The following is a 26355-nucleotide window of genomic DNA, read 5'->3' on the forward strand; positions in this document are numbered from 1 at the left end:
GGCGGTGGTCGGCCTGGACGCGGCCGACGCCACGCACTACCCGCTGACCCTGATCGCGCAGCTGGACTCGCGGCTGCGGGTGCGCGCGGGCTACCTGCGCGACCTGTTCGACGAGCAGACGGTGCGCCGCATCGCCGACCGCCTGATCCGGGTGCTCACCGCGATCACCGCCGCGCCCGACGCGGTGGTCGGCGACATCGAGCTGCTCGACGCCGCCGAGCGCGAACTCGTGGTGTCCGGTTGGAACGACACCGCGCACCCGACCGACACCGGCGCGACTCTGGTGTCGATGTTCTACGACCAGGTCGAACGCACTCCCGACGCGACCGCGATCACGTTCGAGGGGACAAGTCTGGCCCACCCGTCGCCCGACCACCACCCCTCATCGAGTCGCGGTGCGACGCTGACATATCGCGAGTTCTCCTGGCGGGTGAACCAGCTGGCGCGCTGGCTGATCGCGCGCGGCGTCGGCGCGGAATCGTATGTGGCGCTGGGCATGCGGCGCTCGATCGATCTGGTGGTCGGCATGTACGCCGTCGCCGTCGCCGGTGGCTCGTACGTGCCGCTGGACCCGGATCACCCGGCCGAGCGCACCGAATACATCCTCGGCACGGCCGATCCGGTGTGCGTGCTGACCTCCGGCAGCGATCTGGACATCGACACCGCGCAGGTGCGCATCGACCTGCTGGATCTGAAGGGGCTGTCGGAGGCTCCGGTCACCGACGCGGATCGCCGTGCGCCGCTGCGTCCGTCGAATACGGCGTATGTGATCTTCACGTCGGGTTCGACGGGTCGTCCGAAGGGTGTTGCGGTCTCGCATTCGGCGATCGTGAACCGTTTGGTGTGGATGCAGTCCGCTTACGGGTTGACCGCTGCTGATGTGGTGTTGCAGAAGACGCCCGCGACGTTCGATGTGTCGGTGTGGGAGTTCTTCTGGCCGTTGCAGGTCGGTGCGCGTCTGGTGGTGGCGAAGCCGGATGGTCATCGTGATCCGGCGTATCTGGCGGAGATCATCAGCGCCGAGAAGGTGACGGTTACCCACTTCGTGCCGTCGATGTTGGCGGTGTTCGTGGCGGATGCGGCTGCGGCGCGGTGTGGTTCGTTGCGGTTGGTGTTCGCTTCGGGTGAGGCGTTGCCGCCCAAGCCCGCGCATCGTTTGCGCGAGCTGACCGGTGCCGCGCTGCACAACCTCTACGGCCCGACCGAAGCGGCGGTCGACGTCACCTTCCATGAGGTCGTGGATGCCGATACCGAGACGGTGCCGATCGGTGCGCCGGTGTTCAACACCCAAGTGTTCGTGCTGGACGCCCGGCTGCGTCCGGTGCCGGTGGGCGTCGCGGGTGAGCTCTACCTCGCGGGCGTCCAACTCGCGCGTGGCTATGTCGCGCGCCCGGATCTGACCAGTGACCGGTTCGTGGCCAACCCGTATGGGGAGCCTGGTGCGCGGATGTATCGCACGGGTGACTTGGTGGCGTGGACCGAGCACGGGGAGTTGGAGTATCTGGGTCGTACCGATTTCCAGGTGAAGTTGCGTGGTCTGCGTATCGAGCTGGGTGAGATCGAGCAGGCGCTGACCGGCCTCGAGGAAGTCGCACAGGCGGTCGTCGTGGTGCGCTCGGACGCGCACGCGGGCGACCAGCTCGTCGCCTACGTCATCCCCGCGCCGGACGCCGCGCTGGACACCGACCTGGTCCGCGAGGACCTGGCGCGGCAGTTGCCCGCGTACATGGTGCCGTCGGTCGTGATCGTGCTCGACGAGTTCCCGCTCAACGCCTCCGGCAAGCTCGACCGCAAGGCATTGCCCGCGCCGGTGTTCGAGGCCGCGGTGTTCCGCGCCCCGACCACGCCGGTCGAGGAGATCGTCGCCGCGACCTTCGCCGACGTGCTCGGCCTGGAGCGGGTCGGCCTGGACGACGACTTCTTCGCCCTCGGCGGCAACTCGCTGTCGGCCACCCAGGTCGCCGCGAGGCTGTCGGCCGCGCTGGACACCGATCTCGGCGTGCGCGAACTGTTCGAGGCGTCCACCGTGGTCGCGCTGGCGGCCCGCGCGGAGACCAAGGCGGGCGTGGGCGGCCGTGCGCCGCTGGCGCCGCAGCAGCGACCGGAGCTGGTTCCGCTGTCGCTGGCTCAGCAGCGCATGTGGTTCCTCAACCGCTTCGACCCCGACTCGGCGGTGGACAACATCCCGGCCGCGGTACGGCTGTCCGGCCTGCTCGACCGGCAGGCGTTGCAGATCGCCGTCGCCGACGTACTGGCCCGCCACGAGTCGCTGCGCACGTTCTACCCCGAGGTGGACGGCGCGGCGTACCAGCAGACCGTGGCCACCGCGAAGGTCATCCCCGACCTCACGCCGGTCGACGTCACCGAAGCCGAACTGCCCGAGCAGCTCGCGCGGCTGATCGGCACGGCCTTCGACGTCACCGCCGAGGTGCCGTTCCGTGCCCGGCTCTTCGAGATCAGCCCCACCGAGCACGTGCTCGCCCTGGTGGTGCACCACATCTCGGCCGACGGTTTCTCCATGGGCCCGCTGACCCGCGACGTGATGACCGCCTACGGCGCCCGCGTCGACGGCGGCGAGCCCGCCTGGCGTCCGCTGGAGGTGCAGTACGCCGACTTCGCGCTGTGGCAGCGCCAGGTGCTCGGCGCCGAGGACGACCCGAATTCGGTGATCTCCGAGCAGATCTCGTTCTGGTCGGACACCCTGCGCGGCCTGCCCGAGCAGCTGGACCTGCCCGCCGACCGGCCGCGCCCCGCGATCGCCTCCGGTCGCGGCGCCACGCACGTCTTCGAGATCGACGCCCAGACCCACGCCCAGCTCACCGAACTCGCCCGTACCAGGGGCGCGACGCTGTTCATGGTCGCGCACACCGCGCTGGCCGTGCTGCTGTCACGGCTGTCCGGCGAGGACGATATCGCGATCGGCACGCCGGTCGCGGGTCGCGGCGAGCGCGCGCTCGACGACCTGATCGGCATGTTCGTCAACACCCTGGTGCTGCGGACCCCGATCGCGTCCGGTGCGTCGTTCACCGAGCTGCTGCGTTCGGTGCGCGCCACCGACATCGCCGCGTTCGGGCACGCCGACCTGCCGTTCGAGCGGCTGGTGGAGATCCTGAACCCGGCGCGTTCGCAGGCGCGCCACCCGCTGTTCCAGGTGATGCTGTCGTTCCAGAACACCGGCCAGAACAGCCTGGAGCTGCCCGGTCTGACGGTGAGCGGTGTCGACCTGCCGATCGACGTCGCCAAGTTCGACCTGCAATTGGTGCTGTCCGAACGCGACGCCGAAACCGCGAGCGGCACCGGCGCGGGTATCGCCGCCGAGCTGATCTACGCCACCGACCTGTTCGACCCGGCCACCATGGCCGAGTTCGGCCGCCGCTTCGGCCGGTTGCTGAAGGCCGTCGCCGCCGAACCGGACCGGCCGATCGGCGACATCGCGCTGCTGGACGAGCAGGAGACCGCGCAGGCGCTGCGCGGCTGGAACGACACCGCCCGCGACCTCGGCCCGGCGACCACGCTGGTCGAGGAGTTCGCCGCGCAAGCCGCGGCCACGCCGGACGCCGTCGCCGTGGTCGACCCGGCCACCGGAACGGTTCTGACCTACGCCGAATTCGCCGCCCGCGCGCGGCGGCTCGCGCGCCGCCTCATCGAGGCGGGCGTCGGCCCGGAGACGCTGGTCGCCCTGGGCATGCGCCGCTCGGTGGACCTGGTCGTGGCCGCCTACGCGGTGCACGCCGCGGGCGGCGGCTACGTGCCGCTGGACCTGGACCAGCCCGCCGACCGCGTGCACTACGTGCTCGACTCGGCCGACCCGGTCTGCGTGCTGACCACCGCGCGCGACGCGTTCGACGGCGCGGGCCGCGCGACGCTGAACATCGATGAGCTGGACCTGTCCGGCTACCCGGACGCACCCGTCACCGACGCCGAGCGCATCGCGACGCTGCGCCCGCAGCACCCGGCGTACGTGATCTTCACCTCGGGTTCGACCGGACGTCCGAAGGGCGTCGCCGTGCCGCATTCGGCGGTCGTCAACCAGATCCGCTGGATCACGGGCGAATACGGCATCGGCTCGGGCGACGTGGTGCTGTTCAAGACCCCCGCCACCTTCGACGTGTCGGTGTGGGAGCTGTTCGGCCCGCTGAGCACCGGCGGGCGCATCGTGGTGGCGAGCCCGGACGGGCACCGCGACCCGCAGTACCTCGCCGAGGTGATCGCGGCCGAGCGGGTCACCATGACCTCGTTCGTGCCGTCCATGCTGAGCGTCTTCGCGGCTGGTATCGACCCGGCCGACGCGGACGGGCTCGCCTCGCTGCGGACGCTGTTCGTCGCCGGTGAGGCGTTCACAGCCGACGCGGTCGTCGCCATCCGGCGGGTGAGCGACGCGGCGCTGTACAACCTGTACGGCCCCACCGAGTTCACGGTGCACGCCACCCACGCACCCGTAGCCGACGAGGTGGACGGCGCTGTGCCGATCGGCCTTCCGGTGTGGAACGCGCAGGCGTACGTGCTGGACGCGCGCCTGCAGCCGGTGCCGCCGAATGTCGCGGGCGAGCTGTACCTCGCGGGTGATCAGCTGGCGCGCGGCTACTTCGGTCGCGCGGATCTGACCGCCGACCGGTTCGTGGCCAACCCGTACGCGGGGGGTGGGTCCGGGGGCGAAGGCGGAGCCCGGATGTACCGCACCGGCGACCTGGTCACCCGGGACGCCACCGGCGCCATCGAGTACCTGGGCCGCACCGACTTCCAGGTGAAGCTGCGCGGTCTGCGCATCGAACTCGGCGAGATCGAGACCGCGCTGACCGCCCACGAATCGGTCGCGCAGTCGGTCGCGCTGGTGCGCTCCGACGCGCACACCGGCGATCAGCTGGTGGGTTACGTGGTGCCCGCGAACGGCGCCACGGTGGATGTCGAGGCGTTGCGGGCTCACCTGTCCGCGCACCTGCCGTCGTACATGGTGCCCGCCGCGATCGTCGTGCTCGACGCCATGCCGCTGAACCCGAACGGCAAGCTGGATCGGCGCGCGCTGCCTGAGCCCGTCTTCGAGGCACGGGAATTCCGCGCACCGTCGACTCCGGTGGAGGAGATCGTCGCCGACGTCTTCGCCGAGGTGCTCGGCCTGACGCAGGCCGGCGCCGAACGCGCGGTCGGCTTGGACGACGACTTCTTCGACCTGGGCGGCAACTCGCTGATCGCCACCCAGGTGGTGGCCAGGCTCGGCGCCGCGCTGGACACCCGGATCCCGGTCCGCACCCTGTTCGAGGCGCCGACCGTGGTCGCGCTGGCGGCCCGGGTGGAGACCCACCAGGGCACCGGCCGCCGCCGCGAGCTCGTCGCGGGCCCGCGCCCGTCCAAGATCCCGCTGTCGCTGGCTCAGCAGCGCATGTGGTTCCTGAACCGCTTCGACAACCAGACCGCGGTGAACAACATCCCGCTCGCGGTCCGGCTCACCGGAACGCTGGACACCGAGGCGCTGCGCCAGGCCGTCGCCGACGTGGTCGACCGGCACGAGGTGCTGCGCACCGTCTACCCGGAGACCGCCGACGGCCAGGGCGTACAGGTGGTGCTGCCCGCCGGGCACAACGCCGTCGATCTCGCCCCGATCGAGGTGTCCGAGGCCGAGATCTCCGACCGGATCAGCGAACTGGTGCTGACCGGCTTCGACGTCACCGCCGAGGTCCCGGTGCGCGCCCAGCTGTTCCGCATCGCGGGCTCGATGGACGGCTCGCAGCCCGACACCCACGTGCTGGTGTTCGTGGTGCACCACATCTCCGGTGACGGCTGGTCGGTGCGTCCGCTGGCGCGCGACGTGATGGTGGCCTACTCCGCGCGTTCGCGCGGCGAGGCGCCCGCCTGGGCTCCGCTGCCGGTGCAGTACGCCGACTACGCGCTGTGGCAGCGCGAGACGCTGGGCGCCGAAGGCGATCCCGCGTCGCTGATCGCCCAGCAGGTCGCGTTCTGGTCCGACACCCTGGCCGGACTGCCGGATCAGCTGGACCTGCCGTCGGACCGCTCGCGTCCCGCGGTGGCGTCCAACCGCGGTGGCGTGTACGAGTTCTCGCTCGACGCGCAGCTGTTGCGCGAGCTGAACGCGCTGGCCCGCGCGAACGGCGCCAGCCTGTTCATGGTGGTGCACGCGGCGTTCGCCGCCCTGCTGGCCCGGTTGTCCGGCAGCGACGACATCGCCATCGGCACCGCGGTCGCGGGCCGCGGTGAAGCGGTGCTCGACGACGCGATCGGCATGTTCGTCAACACTCTGGTGCTGCGCAGCGCGGTCGACCCCGCGAAACCGTTCACCGAACTGCTGGCGCGCACCAAGGACACCGACCTCGCGGCGTTCGCGCACGCGGACCTGCCGTTCGAGCGGCTGGTGGAGATCCTGAACCCGGCGCGCTCGCAGGCGCGCCACCCGCTGTTCCAGGTGATGCTGTCGTTCCAGAACACCGGGGAGGCCACCTTCGAGCTGCCCGGCCTGGAAGTGGCCGGTGTTCCGCTGGACGTGGTGACCGCGAAGTTCGACCTGCACCTCAACCTGGCCGACCGGTTCGACGCCGGGGGCGCCGCCGACGGCATGACCGCCGAATTCGCCTACGCGACCGACATGTTCGACGCCGACACCATCGCCGGTGTCGCGTCGCGGCTGGTGCGGATGCTGACCGCGATCGCCGCGGACGCGTCCGTGACCATCGGCGACGTCGAGCTGCTCGACAGCGTCGAGCGCACCGAGGTGCTGGAGCGGTGGAACGACACGGCGCATCCGGTGGACCCGGCGGCCACGCTGGTGTCGATGTTCGCCGCGCAGCTGGCGCGCACCCCGGACGCGCCCGCGGTGACGTTCGAGGGGACGACTCTGTCCTACGCCGAGTTCGCCGGCCGGGTGAACCGCTTGGCTCGGCACTTGATCTCGCTGGGTGTCGGCCCGGATTCGATGGTCGCGCTGGGCATGCGCCGCTCGATCGACCTGGTGGTCGGCATGTACGCGGTGAGCGTCGCCGGTGGCGCGTATGTGCCGCTGGACCCGGACCACCCGGCCGACCGCACCCGCTACGTGCTCGACACCGCGCAGCCGGTGTGCGTGCTCACCACCGCGCGCGACGGTTTCGACGCGGGCATGACCCCGGCTGTCGAGATCGATGTGGTCTCGCTGGCGGGGTACTCCGACGAGCCGCTGATCGACGCCGATCGTCGCGCGCCGTTGCGTCCGTCGAACACCGCGTACGTGATCTTCACCTCCGGTTCGACCGGTCGCCCGAAGGGTGTGGCGGTCTCGCACGCCGCGATCGTCAACCGCCTGGTGTGGATGCAGGACGAGTACGGCCTGGACGACACCGATGTGGTGTTGCAGAAGACGCCCGCGACCTTCGACGTGTCGGTGTGGGAGTTCTTCTGGCCCTTGCAGGTCGGCGCCCGCCTCGTGGTGGCCAAGCCCGACGGTCATCGCGACCCGGCCTACCTCGTGCAGGTCATCACCGGCGAGCAGGTCACCACGGCGCACTTCGTGCCGTCCATGCTGTCGGTGTTCGTGGCCGAGGAACGCGCCGACGAATGCACCAGCCTGCGCAATGTCTTCGCCTCCGGTGAGGCGCTGCCCGCCGCCACCGCGCAGCGGATGCAGGAACTCACCGGCGCGCGGTTGCACAACCTGTACGGCCCGACCGAGGCCGCGGTCGACGTCACCTACCACGAGGTGACCGAGGACGACACGGTGTCGGTGCCGATCGGCGCCCCGGTGTTCAACACGCAGGTGTACGTGCTGGATTCGCGGCTGCACCCGGTGCCGGTGGGCGTCGCGGGTGAGCTGTACCTCGCGGGTGTGCAACTGGCCCGCGGCTATGTCGCGCGTCCGGATCTGACCTCCGACCGTTTCGTGGCCGACCCGTTCGGGGCGTCGGGCGAGCGGATGTACCGCACCGGCGACCTGGTGACCTGGACGGACAAGGGCGAGCTGGAGTACCTGGGCCGCACCGACTTCCAGGTGAAGCTGCGCGGTCTGCGCATCGAGCTCGGCGAGATCGAGTCGGCGCTCACGGCCCTGGAATCGATCGCCCAGGCCGTGGTCGTGGTGCGCTCGGACGATCGGCTCGGCGACCAGTTGGTCGCGTACGTCATCGCGACCGCCGGTCGTTCGGTGGACATCGAGGGCGTGCGCGCGGAACTCGGCGGCGAGCTGCCCGCCTACATGGTGCCCTCGGCGTTCGTCGTGCTGGACGAGTTCCCGCTCAACGCCTCCGGCAAGCTGGACCGCAAGGCGCTTCCCGCGCCGGTGTTCGAGGCCAAGGTATTCCGGGCCCCGTCCACCCCGATCGAGGAGATCGTGGCGGGCACCTTCGGCGACGTGCTCGGCGTCGCGCGGGTCGGCCTGGACGACGACTTCTTCGAACTCGGCGGCAACTCGCTGCTGGCCACCCAGGTGACCGCGCGGCTGGGCGCCGCGCTCGACACCAAGCTCGCGGTGCGCGATCTGTTCGAGGCGTCCACCGTCCAGGCGCTTGCCGCCCGGGTGGAGCACAACGCCGGGTCCGGCCGGGACCGGCCGCGCCTGGAGGCGGCGCAGCGCCCGGCGCGCATCCCGCTGTCGCCCGCTCAGCAGCGGTACTGGTTCCTCAACCAGTTCGACACGGCCACCTCGGCGGTGGACAACATCCCGCTGGCCGTCCGGCTGTTCGGCACGCTGGAGGTGGCCGCGCTGGAGCAGGCCATCGGCGACGTGTTCGCCCGCCACGAGGTGCTGCGCACCACCTACCCGCGCTCGGCGGACGGGCCGCACCAGGTGATCCGTCCGGCGGATCGTTCCGCCGCGGCGCTCACCCCGATCGACGTGGCCGAGGAGGATCTGCTCGGCGCGGTCATCGGCTTCGCGCTGACCACCTTCGACGTTACCGTCGAGGTGCCGTTGGCGGTGGCGCTGTTCCGTATCGCGGACAATGACCATGTCCTGGCGTTCACCGTGCACCACGTCGCGGCCGACGGTTCGTCGATGGGCCCGCTGGCCCGTGACGTGATGGCCGCCTACGTGGCCCGCGTGCAGGGCGAGGCGCCGCAGTGGCAGCCGCTTCCGGTGCAATACGCCGACTACGCGCTGTGGCAGCGCGCGGTGCTCGGATCCGAGGACGATCCGGAATCGCTGGCCGCCCGTCAGGTGGCGTACTGGACCACGGCGCTGGCCGACCTGCCCGATCAGCTGGAGCTGCCCGCCGACCGGCCACGCCCGCCCGCGCAGTCGTTCCAGGGCAAGGCGATCCGCTTCGAGATCGACCCGCAGCGGCACGCCCGCCTGCACGAGCTGGCGCGCGCGCACAACGCGTCGCTGTTCATGGTGGTGCACGCGGCGCTGGCGGTGCTGCTGTCGCGGCTGTCGGGCACCGACGACATCGCCGTCGGCACCCCGATCGCCGGACGCGGTGAACGCGAGCTCGACGACCTGATCGGCATGTTCGTCAACACCCTGGTGTTCCGAACCGAAGTGAACGCTGGTGACTCGTTCGCCGATCTGCTCGGCGACGTGAAGGAACGCGACCTGGAGGCGTTCGCCAACGCCGACGTGCCGTTCGAGCGTCTCGTCGAGGTGCTCAACCCGGTGCGCTCCACCGCGCGCAACCCGCTGTTCCAGGTGGGCCTGTCGTTCCAGAACCTGGCCGAGACCACCTTCGAGCTGCCCGGCCTCACCGTGAGCGCGGTCAACTTCGATTCGCAGCTGGCCAAGACCGACCTGCACGTCACGCTGTATGACCGGTACGCCGAGGACGGCACGCCCGCCGAGATCATCACCGAATTCGGTTACGCCACCGACCTGTTCGACGAGGACACCGTGCAGGGCTTCGCCGACCGGTTCCTGCGGGTGCTCGACGCCGTGCTGACCGACGCCACCGTGCGGGTGGGCGAGATCGATCTGCTCGCGTCCGAGGAGAGCGAGCGCATCCTCACGGCCTGGAACGCCACCGAATACGATCTCGACGCTCTGCTCGCGGCGCGTTCCGCGGGATCCACGCGCACCGCGACGCTGGTCTCGCTGCTGGACGCCACGGTGGCCGCGACGCCCACGGCCGTGGCGCTGGTCGCCGACGAGCCCACCGGCCGCAGGGAGCTGACCTACGCCGGGCTGGACGCGCGGGTCAACCGCCTGGCGCGGTACCTGATCGGCCGCGGCGTCGGCCCGGAGGACCGCGTCGCGCTGGCCATCCGCCGCTCCACCGATCTCGTGGTCGCGATGTACGCGGTCGCGAAGGCCGGTGCCGCGTACGTGCCGATCGATCCGGACCAGCCCGCGGAGCGGACCGATTACATCCTCGGCACCGCCGCGCCGGTGTGCGTGCTGACCACCGGCCGGGACGGCTTCCACACCGCCGCGGCCGACGTCGTGCCGATCGACACGCTCGACCTCACCGAGTACACCGCCGCTCCGGTGACCGCCGACGAGCGCACCGGTGCGCTGACCCCGGCGAACACCGCGTACGTGATCTTCACCTCGGGTTCGACCGGCCAGCCGAAGGGCGTCGCGGTCCCGCACGCCGCGATCGTCAACCAGTTGCAGTGGGAGACCTCCGTCTTCGAGCTGGGCGCCGAGGACGCGGTGCTGCTGAAGACGGCGGCGACCTTCGACCTCTCGGTCTGGGAGTTCTGGTCGGCCGCGGTTTCCGGTGGCCGCCTGGTGATCTCGGCCGCCGACGGGCACCGCGATCCGGCCTACCTGAACGAACTGATGCGCGCCACCGGCGTCACCACCCTGCATGTGGTGCCGTCCATGCTGGACGCGTTGCTCACCGAATCCGGTGGCCGCCTGTCGGACTCGCTGCGCCGGGTGCTGGCCATCGGTGAGGCGCTGCCCGCCGCCACCGCCCAGCGGTTGCGCAGGCACAACGCCGCCGAACTGCACAACCTCTACGGCCCGACCGAGGCGGCGGTGTCGATCACCAGCCACCTGGTCACCGATGCCGACGAGGCGTCGGTGTCGATCGGCGCGCCGGAGTGGAACAGCCGGGTCTACGTGCTCGACTCCCGCCTGCGCCCGGTGCCGGTGGGCGTCTCGGGTGAGCTGTATCTGGCCGGTGCGCAGCTGGCGCGCGGTTACTTCGGCCGCCCCGATCTGACCGCCGACCGGTTCGTCGCCGACCCGTTCGGGGCGTCGGGCGACCGGATGTACCGCACCGGCGACCTGGTGGCCTGGAACGCCACCGGCGAGCTGGACTACCGGGGCCGCACCGACTTCCAGGTGAAGATCCGCGGTTTCCGCATCGAACTCGGCGAGATCGAGGCCGCGCTGCTGCGGCAGGACTCGGTGAGCGCGGCGGCCGTCGTCGCGCACAACGATCCCAGCATCGGCGACCGGCTGGTCGCCTATGTGGTGCCCCGGACGGGCGCGCTCGACAAGCGCGCGCTGCAATCCGCGCTGTCGGCCGAGCTGCCGTCGTACATGGTGCCGTCGATGCTGATCGAGCTGGACGCGTTGCCGCTCAACGCCAACGGCAAACTGGACCGCAAGGCGCTGCCGCGGCCCACCTTCGAGAAGGCGGTGTTCCGCGCGCCGGTCACGCCGATCGAGCAGATCGTGGCGAACACCTTCGCCGAAGTGCTGCGGATCTCCGATCGCGACGGTGAGTCCAAGCGGCTCGGCCTGGACGACGACTTCTTCGCCTGGGGCGGCAACTCGCTGCTGGCCACGCAGGTCGCCGCCCGGCTGGGCGAGGCGCTGGACACCCGGGTGCCGGTGCGTCTGCTGTTCGAGGCGTCCACCGTGGCCGCGCTGGCGGTGCGGGTGGAGCAGCACGCCGACATGGGCGGTCGCCGCGCACTGACGGCGGGTCCGCGGCCGGAGCACATTCCGTTGTCGCTGGCGCAGCAGCGCATGTGGTTCCTCAACCGGTTCGACACCGCCTCGGCGGCCTACAACGTGCCGATCGCGGTGCGGCTGTCGGGCGCCCTGGACGTGGCCGCGTTGCGTGCCGCCATCGCGGACCTGGTGAGCCGCCACGAGATCCTGCGGACGGTCTACCCGCAGACCGAGGCGGGTCCGGTGCAGGTCATCCTGCCGCCCGCCCAGGCCGTGCCGCGCCTGGAGGTGCGGGTGGTCGCGCCGTCGCAGATCGAGTCCGCCGTGGTGGCGCTGACCTCGACGATCTTCGACGTCACCACCGAGGTGCCGATGAAGGTCGCGCTGTTCCAGATCGCCGGAGAGGGCACGCAGGCCGGGCCGGACGGGTCGGTGGACTACGTGCTGGCCATGGTGGTGCACCACATCTCCGGCGACGGCTCCTCGGTCGGTCCGCTGACCAGGGACCTGATGATCGCCTACGCCGCGCGCGCGGCGGGCGAGGCGCCGAACTGGGCGCCGCTGGAGGTCCAGTACGCGGACTACAGCATCTGGCAGCGTGAACTGCTCGGTGACGAGGACGATCCGGAATCGCTGGCCGCCAAGCAGGTCGCCTACTGGCGCCAGGCGCTGGCCGAGCTGCCCGATCAGCTGGACCTGCCCTCGGACCGGCCGCGTCCGGCGGTGCAGTCCTTCGCCGGCGGCAAGGTCGAGCTGCGGGTGGACGCGCAGACCCACCAGGCGCTCATCGAGCTGGCCCGTACGGAGGGCGCGACGCTGTTCATGGTCGTGCACACCGCGCTGGCCGTGCTGCTGGCCCGGCTGTCGGGCACCGACGACATCGCGATCGGCACGCCGATGGCGGGCCGTGGCGAAGCCGCGCTCGACGACCTGATCGGCATGTTCGTCAACACCCTGGTGTTCCGCACCCGGGTCGAGGCGGGCGAGGCGTTCACCGACCTGCTGGCCCGCCAGCGCGAGACCGACATCCAGGCGTTCGCCAACGCCGACGTGCCGTTCGAGCGCCTGGTCGAGGTGCTCAACCCGGTGCGTTCGACCGCCCGGCACCCGCTGTTCCAGGTGGGTCTGTCGTTCCAGAACCTGGCGCAGTCCGCGCTGGAACTGCCCGGCCTGAGCGTGTCCGGTCTGGACATCGACACCGAGCTGTCCCAGTTCGACCTGCACCTCATCGCGACCGACCGCTACGACGACGCGGGCGCTCCCGAGGGCATCACCGGGTTCTTCACCTACGCGACCGACATGTTCGATCGCGCGACGGTGCAGGGCTTCGTGGACCGGTTCGCGCGACTGCTCGGCGAGATCGTCGCCGCCCCGCGCACTCCGGTCGGCGACCTCGAACTGCTCGACGCCACCGAGCGGACCCAGCTGCTCACCGCGCGCAACGCGACCGAGCAGGCCGTGGACACCTCGGCCACGCTGGTGTCCCTGCTGGACGCCACGGTGGCGGCCGGGCCGAAGGAAGTCGCGCTCGTCACCGAGGACGGCGAGTCGATCACCTACGGCGCGCTCGACGCCCGGGTGAACCGCGTTGCGCGGCATCTGATCTCGATGGGTGTGCGTCCGGAGTCGCGGGTTGCTCTGGCGTTGCGTCGGTCGGTGGATCTGGTCGTGGCGATGTACGCGGTGGCGAAGTCCGGTGGTGCGTATGTGCCGGTGGATCCGGATCAGGCTGCCGAGCGGACGAGTTACATCTTGGAGACGGCGGCACCGGTGTGTGTGTTGACCAATGCCGACGCCGAATTCAGCACCGATGTGGCCGATGTGGTGCGCATCGATGAGCTGGATTTGTCGGGGGTCGATGCCACCCCGATCACGGATGCGGATCGGGTTGGGCCGTTGCGTCCGGAGAACACGGCGTATGTGATTTTCACGTCTGGTTCGACGGGTCGCCCGAAGGGTGTGGCTGTTCCGCATGGCGCTATCGCGAATCAGTTGCAGTGGAAGAGTGTCGAGTTCGGTCTCGATGCGGCTGATGCGATTTTGTTGAAGACGGCGGCGACGTTCGACTTGTCGGTGTGGGAGTTCTGGTCGGCGGCGGTGTGTGGTGGCCGTTTGGTCATCGCTTCGCCCGACGGTCATCGGGATCCGGCGTATCTGAACGAGTTGATGGCACGCGAGTGGGTCACCACGTTGCATGTGGTGCCGTCGATGCTGGACGCGCTGCTGACGGCCGGTATGCCGAACTCGCTGTGGCGGGTGCTGGCCATCGGTGAGGCTCTGCCGGGTTCGGTGGCGCAGCGGTTCCTGCGGGAGAACCCGCGCACGGAACTGTTCAACCTCTATGGTCCGACCGAGGCGGCGGTGTCGATCACCAGCCACCGGGTCACCCTCGCCGACGAGACGTCGGTGTCGATCGGCGCTCCCGAGTGGAACAGCCAGGTCTATGTCCTCGACTCCCGCTTGCGGCCGGTGCCGGACGGCGTCTCCGGTGAGCTGTACCTCGCCGGTGCGCAGCTGGCGCGCGGCTACTTCGGTCGAGCGGATCTGAGCGCGGATCGGTTCGTGGCCAACCCGTTCCAGCCCGGTGCGCGGATGTATCGCACGGGTGACTTGGTCGCCTGGAACGGTAAGGGCGAACTCGAATACCGGGGACGCACGGACTTCCAGGTGAAGATCCGTGGTTTCCGAATCGAGCTGGGTGAGATCGAGGCCGCGCTGCTGGCGCTGCCGGAGGTCGCGCAGACGGCGGTGATCGCGAAGTCGGATCCGAAGACCGGTGACCGGCTGGTGGCCTACCTGGTCGCTGCCGACGAAGCCGGTGTCGATGTGGCGCAGGTGAAGTCGGAACTGTCGGCCGGATTGCCGTCGTACATGGTGCCGTCGGCGTTCGTGGTGCTGGATGCTCTGCCGTTGAACGTCAACGGCAAGCTGGATCGCAAGGCGTTGCCGGAACCGGAGTTCGAGGTTCAGGCTTTCCGCGCGCCGTCGACTCCGATCGAGGAGATCGTGGCGTCGGTGTACGCCGAGGTGCTCGGTGTCGAGCGGGTCGGTGCGGATGACGATTTCTTCGCGCTGGGTGGTAACTCGTTGCTGGCGACGCAGGTCGCGGCGCGTATCGGCGCGGCGTTGGACGCTCGTGTCCCGGTGCGGGTGTTGTTCGAGGCCTCCACCGTGGCCGGACTCGCCGCCAAGGCCGAGCAGCACGCGGGCGCCGGTGGCCGTCGCGAGCTGGTGGCCGGGCCGCGTCCGGAGCGGATTCCGCTGTCGCTGGCGCAGCAGCGCATGTGGTTCCTCAACCAGTTCGACACCGCCTCGGCGGTGAACAACATCCCGGTGGCCGTGCGGCTCACCGGCGAACTGGACGTCGAAGCGCTGCAACTGGCGGTCGGGGATGTGGTGAGCAGGCACGAGACGCTGCGCACCGTCTACCCCGAACAGGACGGCACCGCGCATCAGGTGATCGTGCCCGCCGAACGGGCCGTACCGAACCTGACGCCGGAAGCGGTCTCGCCCGGGGACATCCGGCACCGGATCATCGAGGTGATCTCCGCCGGATTCGACGTGACCACCGAGGTTCCGTTGCGGGCCAAGCTGTTCCGCGTCACGGACGCGGATTCCGACACGTCGTACGTCCTCGTGTTCGTCGCGCACCACATCAGCGCGGACGGCTGGTCGATGGGTCCGCTGACCCGCGACGTGATGCTGGCCTACGCGGCCCGCTCGGCCGGGGTGGAACCGGGCTGGGCGCCGCTGCCGGTGCAGTACGCCGACTTCAGCCTGTGGCAGCGCGACGTGCTCGGCTCCGAGACCGACCCCGACAGCCTGATCTCGCAGCAGGCCGAATACTGGCGCACCGCGCTGGCCGGGCTGCCCGACGAGCTCAACCTGCCCGCCGACCGGCCGCGTCCGACGACGCAGTCGTTCGCCGGTGGACGCGTGGTGTTCCCGATCTCCGGCGAGCTGCACCGCATGCTCACCGAGATCGCCAGGGAGCAGAACGCGACGCTGTTCATGGTCGTGCACGCCGCGCTCGCGCTGTTCCTCGCGCGGATGTCCGGCACCGACGACATCGCCGTCGGCACGCCCATCGCGGGCCGTGGCGAAGCCGAACTCGACGACGTGATCGGCATGTTCGTCAATACCCTGGTGCTGCGCTCGCACGTGGACGGCGATCTCACCTTCGACCAGTTCCTGACCCGCACCAAGGACGCCGATCTCCAGGCGTTCGCGCACGCGGACCTGCCCTTCGAGCGGCTGGTGGAACTGCTCAACCCCGAGCGTTCCACCGCCCGGCACCCGCTGTTCCAGGTGGCGCTGTCGTTCGAGAACCTGCCCGAGAGCAGCTTCGAGCTGCCCGGACTGCACGTGGGCGCGGTCGATTTCGACGTCGACACCGCCAAGTTCGACCTGTCGCTGACCATCCGCGAGGCGGGGGAGAACCCCGACGACGCGGGCATGTACGCGGAGTTCTCCTTCGCGCGCGACCTGTTCGACGACGAGACGGTGCGGGTGTTCGCCGAGCGCTTCACCAGGCTGCTCACCGCGATCACCACTGATCGCGAGACCCCGATCGGTGATCTGCCGCTGCTGGACACGGCCGAATTCCACCTGCTCACGCACGTGCAGGGCGAGGATGTCATGGCCACCGGCCTGCTGCCGGACCTGCTGCAGTACGGCGCGCGGCTGGATCCGGAGCAGATCGCGGTGCGCTACCAGGGCCGCTCGATCACCTACCGCGAACTGGACGAGTACTCCTCGCGCCTGGCGCGGGTGCTCATCTCGCGCGGGGTGGGGCCGGAGCGCATCGTGGCGCTGTCGTTCCCGCGCTCCTACGAGATGGTCGCCGCGTTCTGGGCGGTGGCGAAGGCCGGTGGCGCGCACGTGCCGGTGGACCCGACCTACCCCGAAGACCGCATGCGGCACATGGTCAACGACTCCGGCGCCGTCATCGGCATCACCGCGAGCGAGTACGTCGACCGGCTGCCGCGCGACGTGGAGTGGCTGCGGATCGACGACCCGGCTCTCGGTGAGCTGATCGAGAACCAGTCCGCCGAGCAGGTCACCGACGCCGACCGGAGCACCTCGCTGGCCATGCGCCACCCGGCGTACGTCATCTACACCTCCGGTTCCACCGGTATGCCCAAGGGCGTCACCGTGACCCACGCGGGCATGGGCGGACTGGTCGGCGTCGCGGCGGATCTGTACCAGCTGGAATCGCACCACCGGTTCCTGCACATCTGCTCGCCGAGCTTCGATCCGTCGGTGCTCGAATGGCTGTGCGCCGCCTACACCGGCGCGACGCTGGTGGTCGTGCCCTCGACCGTCATCGGCGGCCCCGATCTGGCGGAGCTGCTGCGCACCGAGCGGGTGAGCCACACGATCATCACCCCGGCGGTGCTCGGCACGGTCGATCCGGAAGGCATGGAGGCGCTCGAGGTGGCCTCCGTCGGCGGTGACGTCACCACGCCGGAACTGCTGGCCAAGTGGTGGCCGGGCCGCAAGTACTTCAACGCCTACGGCCCGACCGAGACGACGATCATCTCGTCCTACGCACAACTCACCCCGGGCAGGCACATCACCATCGGGCGTCCGGTGCGCGGCATGTCCGCGCTGGTGCTGGACAACCGGCTCAACCCGGTTCCCCCCGGCGTCGCGGGCGAGCTGTACCTGGCCGGTGGCGCGCTGGCGCGCGGTTACCACAACCGCCCCGACCTCACCGCGGAACGGTTCGTCGCCAACCCGTGGAGCGACGAGGGCGCGCGCATGTACCGCACCGGTGACGTGGTGCGCTGGTTCGCCGAACCCGGTGAGCGGGCGGGCAACGCCGCGCTGCCGTCGGTGCGCTGGGAGCTGGACTACGTGGGCCGCTCGGACTTCCAGGTGAAGATCCGCGGCTTCCGCATCGAGCTCGGCGAGATCGACACCGTGCTGGCGAGTCACGAAGACGTCGAGTACGCGATCACGATCGGCCGCAAGACCGAGGCGGGCGCGACGATTCTGGTGTCCTACGTGCTGGCCGCGCCCGGTCGCGAGATCGACACGGCCCGGTTGAGCGAGTACGCCTCGCGCACCCTGCCGCCGCACATGGTGCCGACGGCGATCGTGGTGATCGACGAGATCCCGCTGACCCCGGTCGGCAAGCTGGACCGCAAGGCGCTGCCCGAGCCGGAGCTGGCCCCGCGCGAATTCCGCGCGCCGGCCAGCGAGGTCGAGGCCGTCATCGCCGAGGTGTTCGCCGAGGTGCTCGGCGTCGAGCAGATCGGCTTGGACGACTCGTTCTTCGCTCTCGGCGGCGACAGCATCCTGTCCATCCAGCTGGTTTCGCGGGCCAAGGCGCGCGGTGTGCAGTTCACCCCGCGTGATGTGTTCGAGCGGCGCACCGTGGCCTCGCTGGCCGAGATCGCCGCGCTCGGCGCGGGCACCGAGCAGGTGAAACTGGAGGAGCTGCCCGGCGGCGGTGTCGGCGAGATCCCGCTCACCCCGATCATGCGGCAGATCCTCGCGAGCGGCTCGTCGTACCAGCGGTTCTCGCAGACCATGGCGCTGCGGCTGCCCGACGGCATCGACCGGGAGACCCTGGTCGCCACCATCGCGGCGGTGTTCGACCACCACGACGTGCTCCGCTCGCGGCTGCGCCGGACCGGCACGGACTGGACGTTCGAGGCGCTACCGCACGGCGCGGTGGACGTCGACGCTCTGGTGCACCGCGTGGACCTGGCCGCCGACGCCGATGAGGCGGAGCTGGCCCGGGTCGCCACCGAGGCGCTCGACGGGGCGATGGGTGGGCTCGATCCGGCGAATGCCGCGATGGCGCAGTTCGTCTGGTTCGCCTTCTCGGCGGGAGCGACGGGCCCGGAGGAGGCAGCTCGCGTAACCACGGAGGGCACCGCGGACGCCGCCGTCGGGCACCGCGAGCGGCGCGATGTGCTGCTCATCGTCGCGCACCACTTCGTGGTCGACGGCGTGTCCTGGCGCATCCTGATCCCGGATCTGGCGGTCGCCTGGTCGCAGCTGGTCGCCGGTCAGCCGGTGACACTGCCCGCCAACGGCACCTCGATGCGGCGCTGGGCGCACAGCCTGGTCGAGGCCGCGAGCTCGCCGGAGCGGGTCGCGGAACTGCCGTTCTGGCAGCAGGTCTCGGCCACCCCGGACCCGCTGCTGGGCGAGCGTCCGTTCGACCCGGCGGTGGACACGTTCGCCACCGTCGAGCGGGTCGAGGTCACCGTGCCCGCCGAGGTCACCGACGCGGTGCTCACCGCGATCCCGGGCCTGTACCGGGGTGGTGTGAACGACGGGCTGCTCTCGGCGCTCGCCATGGCCGTCGCCCGCTGGCGCGGTGATGGCTCGGACGCGGCGCTGATCAAGCTCGAGGGCCACGGCCGCGAGGAGGACGTGGTGCCGGGCGCGGATCTGTCGCGCACCGTCGGCTGGTTCACCTCGGCCTACCCGGTCCGGCTCGATCTGGCCGGCGCCGACCTCACCGACGCGTTCGCCGGTGGCGCCGCGCTCGGCGAGATCGTGAAGTCGATCAAGGAGCAGTTGCTCGCGGTGCCCGACAAGGGCCTCGGATACGGTCTGCTGCGGCAGCTGAATCCGGAGACCGCGGCGGGTCTGGGATCGTCCGGGCAGATCAGCTTCAACTACCTGGGCCGGATGTCGGCCGGGGAGATCCCCGAGCAGCTCGCCGAGATCGGCTGGGTGCCGGTGGCCGACCTGGGTCAGCTGGATGTCGACATGGACCTCGACATGCCCGCCAACGCGACGATCGATATCAACGCGATCGTCACCGACTCCGACGAGGGGCCCAGCCTGGGCGCGTCGTTCGCCTTCCCGACCGGCCTGCTGACGCGGGAACGGGTGCGGGAGTTCGCCGAGCTGTGGGTCGAGGCGCTCACCGCGCTGGCCACGCACGCGCGCCGGCCGGACGCGGGTGGCTACACGCCGTCGGACATGCCGCTGGTGCGGGTGGGTCAGCAGGACATCGAGCAGTGGGAACGGACCTACCCGGCGCTGACCGAGGTGTGGCCGCTCTCGCCGCTTCAGTCGGGTCTGCTGTTCCACGCGATGATGACCCAGTCCACCGTGGACGTGTACACCATGCAGGCCGTGGTGGACCTGGGCGGCGCGCTGGACGTGGCACGGCTGCGGGCGGCGGCTCAGGGCATCGTCGACCGGTACCCGAACCTGCGCACCGCGTTCGTCACCGACAACGACGGACAGGCCGTGCAGGTGGTGCTGGATCGGGTCGAGGCGCCGTGGCGCGAAGTGGATCTCACCGATCTGCCCGCCGACGAGCGGACCGCGGAGCTGCGCAGGCAGGTCGCGGCCGAGCAGGCGACGCACTTCGACATGGCCGTCCCGCCGCTGATCCGGTTCACGCTGCTGCGCAGCGACTCCGCGCAATGGCACCTGGCCATCACGACCCACCACATCCTGCTGGACGGCTGGTCGATGCCGCTGCTGATGCGGGACCTGCTGGTGCTGTACGCGGTGCGCGGCGACCAGACCGCCTTGCCGCGGGTGGCCTCCTACCGCAACTTCCTCGGCTGGCTGGCCGGGCGTGACCGGGACGCCTCGCTGCGCGCCTGGTCGGCGGCGCTGGAGGGCGTCAACGAACCCACCCAGCTCGCTCCGCAGCCGCGCGCCGCGGAGAACTACGAGATCGGCAAGGTGGTCACCGAGCTCGACGCCGACCGCACCCGCCGGATCACCAAGCACGCCGCCGAACTCGGTGTCACGGTGAACACGCTGGTGCAGGCCGCCTGGGGCATCCTGCTCGGACGTCTCACCGGACGCGGCGACGTGGTGTTCGGCGCGACGGTGTCCGGCCGCCCGGCCGAGCTGCCCGGTGTCGAGTCGATGGTGGGTCTGTTCATCAACACGCTGCCGGTGCGGCTGCGCATCGATGACCGCCAGACCATCGGCGAACTGCTGGCGCGGTTGCAGGGTGACCAGGCCGGTCTGCTCGAGCACCACTACGTGGGGCTCACCGACATCCAGCGGGTGGCTGGCACCGGGTCGCTGTTCGACACGCTGCTGGTGTTCGAGTCGTATCCGATGGACAAGGAGGCGATCTCGGCCGCCAGCTCGATCGACGGCATGTCGGTGACCGGCGTCGGCGTCAACGACGCCACGCACTACCCGATGACGCTGCTGGTGATCGCGGAGTCCACCATCGAGCTGACGCTGAAGTACCTGGGCAGCCGGTTCACCGCCGAAGAGGTCGAGACCCTCGCCGAGCGGCTGGTGCGGGTGCTGGAGGCGCTGCTCGGCGATCCGGACGCGCTGGTCGGCGACATCGACATCCTGGACGAAGGCGAACGGGCGCGGCTGCTGGCCGAATCCGGCATCACCGCAACGGCGTCCACGCCGGAGCCGGTCGGCCGGGTCGGGGCGCGCACGGTGGCCAAGGTGCTCGCCGAGGTCGTGGAAGAGGACCCCGAAGCTCCCGCGCTGCTGGCCGGCGACGACGAGGTCGCCTACCACGTGCTGGATCGGCGTTCCTCCCAGCTGGCCCGGGTGCTCATCGATCGCGGCGCCGGACCGGGCGACATCGTCGCGGTGACACTGCCGCGTTCGGTGGACGCGGTGGTCGCGGCCTGGGCGGTCCAGAAGGCCGGTGCGGCATGCCTGTTCGCGGGCGATCTCACCGCCGAGCAGCTGACGGCCGCGGGCGCCGGATTCGGACTCACCGCGGAACCGGTGGCCGACAGCGACATCCGCTGGTTGGCGCTCGCCGACGCCCAGGTGCGCCAGGACATCGCCGAGGCGGCAGCGCATCCGGTCTCCTACGCCGACCGGGTCCGCCCGCTCGGCGAGGAGCACCCGGCCTTCGTCGTCGCCACGGCGGACGGGGCGGTCGCGATCACCCAGTCCGACGCGCTCGACGAAGCCGAACGGTTGCGCGAGGAACACGAAATCGACTTCGAGTCGACCACGTACACCACCGCGCTCTCCGGCCGCCCCGCGGTCCTGGAGTTCCTGACCTCCGCCACCGCGGGCGCCCTGTCCGTCGTCCCGACCGGCGACCTCGACACCGACCTCACCGAGGGCGAGGTCACCCACTGGTTCGCGGGCCCGGACGAATCGACCGATGCGGCCGGTGCCGAGATCACCATCGTGATCGCGGAGTAGAGGTACGCGCCGTTCGGCTTCCCGACCGGAAGCAGTGGCCCCCTCCCGAATCGGGAGGGGCCCCACTGCGCTCAGCGGAAATCTGTACCGCCTCGCGAGAATCACCCGGCTAGGGCAGTTTCCCGGCGCCTCGAGTGATCATCGGTCGAGTCCGTGGTCCGGGTTCCGGTTCGAACTGCGATGATGTCCGCTATGAGCGCTCCGGATGAGCAAAAGGTGCTGCGTGTGACGGCCGAGCAGTTCGCCGACGGTGCGACCGCTGAGCTCGGTGACATCGAGATCGTCGACGGGCGCGTGGTCCGGCTGATGGCCCAGAGCCCCGTGCACAGTCGGGTGGTCCGGCGGCTGGCCGGGATGCTGGAGGCGGCCCGGCGCGACGGCGGGCCGTGCATGGTCGTGGACTCCGACGTTGCCGCACGATTCGCTGACGCCGAATCCGCGGCGGCGGATAGGCGGTTGAACATCCGCTACCCCGACATCTGGATCCGGGACTGCGAACCTTACGACGTCAACACCGTGCGTGAGCACATTTTGCTGGTGGTCGAGGTCACTTCCGAATCAACCATTGATGCCGATATCAACGACAAACGGATCCAGTACGCAACCGCAGGTATTCCCGCGTATCTGATCGTCCGGCTGGACCAGAAAGAAGAACGTATCGAAGAGATCGAGGAGTACCGTCTCGACTGGTCCGGCCGCCGCTATCTCGCCCACACGGTCCATCGACGTGTATTGCTACTCGACGACCCGGTCGAAGCGACCATTCCATTCGCCGTACTGGAACAGCCCTGACGACCCGTCCCTTCGGTCGCGGGTGGCACAGGGTCGCCCGCCCCCGGTCGCCCACGCGTCGGCCCCGCGCACGAGAACATGGGTCAGTTCGCGGGCTTTGGACAGCACGGCGTCCGGTGCGCCCGGCTCGGTGGTCAGGTCGAGCCGAATGCGTTCGGCCAGTGCGCGTTTGCGTTCGGCGCGTCGTCTGAGATGAACAGCTCTGCGGTCATCATGGGTGTGCTTCTTTCGCCGGGGGCAGGGTCGTCAGGACGACGAGGAGGAAGGCCACCAGCGCGCAGCCCGTGCGGGCGAAGTGGAACGCTTCCCAGCGGCCGAGAATGTCCGCGTAGTCGGCGGGTGGGTCGGTGACGGCCCATACCTTGATCTTCTGGTTGATCGGGACGTTGCCGAGGCGGGTGAGGAGGAACGCGGCGGCGGCGAGCACGCTCGCGATACCGGCGAGCAGGCGTGACCGGCCGGTGGCACGGGCGGCGAGCACCAGCGTGCTCAGGATGGTCAGGCCCATCAGCGATTGCATCACCACGCCGTTCACGCTCATCAGGGCGGTGTGGAAGGTGAAGCGCACATCGAGGGGGACTTCGCGGAACGCGTAAAGGACGTTGACCGCGCCGTAGCCGAACGCACCGGCGAGCAATCCGCCGCAGAGCAGTGCGAATGCCCGCGCCGACGAGGGTCTTGCCGCAATCCTCACGCTTCATGCCCCGCCGGGACGAGCGCCAGCAGTTCGTCCACCGACCATTGGTCGTAGACGTGCGTGCCGTGCTTCGCGGCGAGCACGCGGCCGTCGGGAGCGATCAGGAAATCGGCGGGCAGTCCGAGACTGCCGCCATCGGGTTTCGCGGGCGGGGCGACCTGCCCGCGGCGCAGGGTCGCGTAAGCGTCGTGGGCGACGCCGCGCAGGATGGCGGGCCAGCCGCGCGGGTCGAGCAGCGCGCGGGGTGAGGTCTCGACGCCGAATTCGCGGTAGAGCTCGCGGGCCGGGTCGGCGATCACGTCCAGCGGCAATTCGGCGGTGTACTTGCGCAATTCCTCCGCGCCGGAATGGAAGACGATCACTTCGCGGATGCCCGCGGCGGCGATCTCGTCGCGGCGGTTGACGATCGAACGCAGGTGCAGGTTGCACACCGGGCATCCGGCGAAGCGGCGGAACTGGAGGTGGATCAGGTCATCGGGATCCGGTATCCCGACTCGAGCGCCGGAGATGGTGATCAGGGTGCGACCGGAGACGGTGGTCGGCAGCGACATGGGGGCTCCTCTCGTAGGTGTACTTCGTACGCCTACGACCAGTATGCGCGTAGCTTGTACGCTGTCAATCCGTGCCCCGTCCTCGCTCGCTGACCACCGCCGATCTCGCGGCGGCGGCCCTCGCCGTGCTCGATCGCGACGGCCTGTCCGCACTGACCATGCGCGCGGTGGCCCGGGAACTGGGCATGGCCACCATGGCCCTGTACCGCTATGTGCGCGACCGCGATGCGCTCGAGGTGCTGGTGGCCGACCACGTCTTCGCGTCGATCGACACGTCGCTCTCCGCCGGAAGCGGCTGGAAAGAGCGGGTGACGGTGCTGCTCGAACATATCCGCGACGGGTTCTCGGCCCATCCGGCCGCCGTGCCGATCGTGCTGCGGCATCGGCAGTCGTCGGTGGAATCGCTGCGCGTAATGGAAGCGATGCTCGCCGCGCTCACCGAGGGCGGATTCACCGGACGCGCCCGCGTCATCGCCCAGCGCACGCTGGTCGCCTTCCTGATCGGCTACCTCCAGAACAAGCACTACGCGCCGTTGCCGGGGCGGGGCACGATCGTGATGGCCGACCTCCCCGCCGCGGACTATCCGCATCTGGCGCAGACCGCGGGCCAGGCCAAGGGCATGTCGGCCGACGACGAATTCCGAGGCGGCGTCGAGATCGTGCTGCGCGGCCTGGAGCCTTAGCGGGTGGCGCACCGCCTCAGCCGAAAAGCGCTGCCACGTCCACGGTTTCGGCCATCGCCCGCGCCCCGGCGTCATTGAGGTGCATGCCGTCGCCGCTGTCGAATTCGGGGCGGATGAAGTCGGGCCGTGCCGGATCCTCGACCGCGCGCGCCACGTCGAACACCGAATCGAAGACATCGGTGCCGCGCAGCCATTCGTTCACGCGCCGGCGGGCCGGCTGCGCCTCGGCCACGTGCAAGCCTTCGTAGACGACGCCGGCGTAGGGGCCGATCGTGGCGGCGTGGACGGTGAGCCCCGCCTCGTGCGCCCGCCGCGCCAGGGCGGTGAAGCCCGCGATCAGTTCGTCCGCGGTCGCGGGGGGCTGCCCGGTCATGCCACCGAGGCCGAGGTCGTTGATGCCGAAGTTGATCAGCACGCTGGTCGCACCGGGCACGCCGAGCGCGTCGCGGTCGAAGCGTGTCAAGCCCGCCTCGCCCACTCGGTCGAGCAGCAGCCGGTTTCCCGCGATGCCCTGGTTGACCACCCAGCCTCGGTTCAGGCGCGTGTTGAGGACGTCCACCGACCGGCGATCGGCGCCCGGTGTGGTGCCGACGCCTTCGAACCAGGAATCGCCGAACGCCACGGCCACCGGCGTTTCCGCGGGCGCGAGCACGTCGACGCCGACCACGTAGAACCGTCCGGGAAACTCCTCGGCGGTGGCGAGCGCACTCTCGGAGACGACGTTGCCCTCCGCGACGTAGGCGGTTTCCCCGGGTTGGTGCGAGAAGGTCGCCAGGCCGGTGGGACCGGGCAGGTACAGGCTCAATGCCAGATCCGTGGCCGCCGAGACGGCGAGGTCCACCGGATCGCTGAACACTTCGCCGCCCACCGGCACCACTACGTGCTCGGCGCCGCCGAACCGCAGCGCGGTGTCGGTCTCGGCGACGATCTCGCTGCCCGTCTTGCGCAGGGCGACTCGCGCCGCGCCGATCGTCAGCGGCGTCTTCCCGTAACGGTTCGTCAACCCGACCCGTACTCGCGCACCGCCACCCGCCAGGTGCAGCACCTGGCGCACCGTCTGGTCGGTGAACGCGCGTGAGTCCGCGAACTTGATCGGCTCGTCCGGGCCGATCACCGCGGTGCGGAATCCGGCGATCCAAGCGGTGGACGACATGGGAACCTCCATTAGTTGCTGTGAGGAATAATGCGTGTGCATATTTCTACTGCTACTTATTCCTCATGTCAACTATCCGCGGAGAAACAGTCGGGTAGGTTTCGCCCATGGACCTGAACGAGCTGTTCGACGACCCGCGCCTGACGGCGATGGGTCTGCTGTTCGAGGCGCACAGCGGCGTGCTTGCCAAGTTGGAGCCGGTGTGGAACGCGCACGGCTTGTCCGGACTGGATCTGAACGCCCTGATGCGGCTGAGCCGTTCGCCGGGGCGCAGGCTGCGCATGTCGGAACTGGCGGTGCAGACCGCGCTGTCCACCAGTGGCGTCACCCGGCTGGTCGATCGCCTGGCGCGCGGCGAGCTGGTGGAGCGTGAGCTGGACCCGGGGGATCGCCGTAGTGCGTACGCAGTGCTCACCGAGGCGGGAGCGGCGCGGCTGGCGCAGGTACTGCCGGACTATCTCGCCGCCGTAGACCGCTGGTTCGTCGGGTTGCTGACACCCGCGCAGCTGGCGGCGTTGTCCGAGGCGCTGCGCGTCATCCGGGACGTCTCGAATCCCGAGGCCACGTTCCGGATGGACTGAGCA

7 protein-coding genes (1 of these 7 only partly in view) are annotated in these 26355 nt (G+C 70.1%); 4 read left to right on the forward strand and 3 right to left on the reverse strand.

Features of this window, described 5'->3' with window-relative positions:
• Positions 1 to 21895: the final stretch of a non-ribosomal peptide synthase/polyketide synthase gene (locus tag ACGF7Y_RS14245; protein WP_393233450.1), read on the forward strand. Its footprint begins 22004 nt before the window's first position; the window shows 21895 of its 43899 coding nt (coding positions 22005-43899); the start codon falls outside the window, past its left edge; its stop codon occupies positions 21893 to 21895.
• 153 nt (positions 21896 to 22048) lie between these two features.
• Positions 22049 to 22687: a Uma2 family endonuclease gene (locus ACGF7Y_RS14250; RefSeq protein ID WP_393233452.1), complete on the forward strand. Its 639-nt coding sequence runs from the start codon at positions 22049 to 22051 to the stop codon at positions 22685 to 22687.
• Positions 22688 to 22898: 211 nt separating this feature from the next.
• Here the strand turns inward: ACGF7Y_RS14250 and ACGF7Y_RS14255 are convergent, their stop codons facing one another.
• Together ACGF7Y_RS14255 and ACGF7Y_RS14260 are read right to left on the reverse strand one after the other, a co-directional pair.
• Positions 22899 to 23381, reverse strand: coding sequence for an anthrone oxygenase family protein (locus tag ACGF7Y_RS14255; protein ID WP_393233455.1), 483 nt, complete (start codon positions 23379 to 23381; stop codon positions 22899 to 22901).
• Positions 23378 to 23935 (reverse strand): peroxiredoxin-like family protein, encoded by a 558-nt coding sequence (locus ACGF7Y_RS14260; protein WP_393233458.1) that lies wholly within the window; start codon positions 23933 to 23935, stop codon positions 23378 to 23380. Before ACGF7Y_RS14260 ends, ACGF7Y_RS14255 begins: the two co-directional genes overlap by 4 nt.
• Positions 23936 to 24006: 71 nt before the next feature.
• On the opposite strand from ACGF7Y_RS14260, the gene ACGF7Y_RS14265 reads away from it, so the two are divergent.
• Positions 24007 to 24618, forward strand: a complete 612-nt coding sequence (locus ACGF7Y_RS14265) for a TetR/AcrR family transcriptional regulator (protein WP_393233461.1) — start codon at positions 24007 to 24009, stop codon at positions 24616 to 24618.
• 16 nt (positions 24619 to 24634) lie between these two features.
• On the opposite strand, the gene ACGF7Y_RS14270 is transcribed toward ACGF7Y_RS14265, so the two are convergent.
• Complete coding sequence (locus ACGF7Y_RS14270) at positions 24635 to 25771, reverse strand: GDSL-type esterase/lipase family protein (protein WP_393233464.1); 1137 nt, start codon at positions 25769 to 25771, stop codon at positions 24635 to 24637.
• A 107-nt stretch (positions 25772 to 25878) separates the two neighbouring features.
• On the opposite strand from ACGF7Y_RS14270, the gene ACGF7Y_RS14275 reads away from it, so the two are divergent.
• Entirely contained in the window at positions 25879 to 26352 is a 474-nt protein-coding gene (locus ACGF7Y_RS14275; RefSeq protein WP_393233467.1) for a MarR family winged helix-turn-helix transcriptional regulator, read from the forward strand.
• Positions 26353 to 26355: the final 3 nt, after the last annotated feature.

The sequence above is a fragment of the Nocardia sp. NPDC047654 genome, assembly GCF_043205035.1.
Taxonomy (GTDB): domain Bacteria; phylum Actinomycetota; class Actinomycetes; order Mycobacteriales; family Mycobacteriaceae; genus Nocardia.

What these genes read in the sequence shown, in the direction of transcription:
- ACGF7Y_RS14260 (WP_393233458.1), bottom strand. Translation starts at nt 23,935, where the DNA reads ATGTCGCTGCCGACCACCGTCTCCGGTCGCACCCTGATCACCATCTCC.
- ACGF7Y_RS14270 (WP_393233464.1), bottom strand. Translation starts at nt 25,771, where the DNA reads ATGTCGTCCACCGCTTGGATCGCCGGATTCCGCACCGCGGTGATCGGC.
- ACGF7Y_RS14275 (WP_393233467.1), top strand. Translation starts at nt 25,879, where the DNA reads ATGGACCTGAACGAGCTGTTCGACGACCCGCGCCTGACGGCGATGGGT.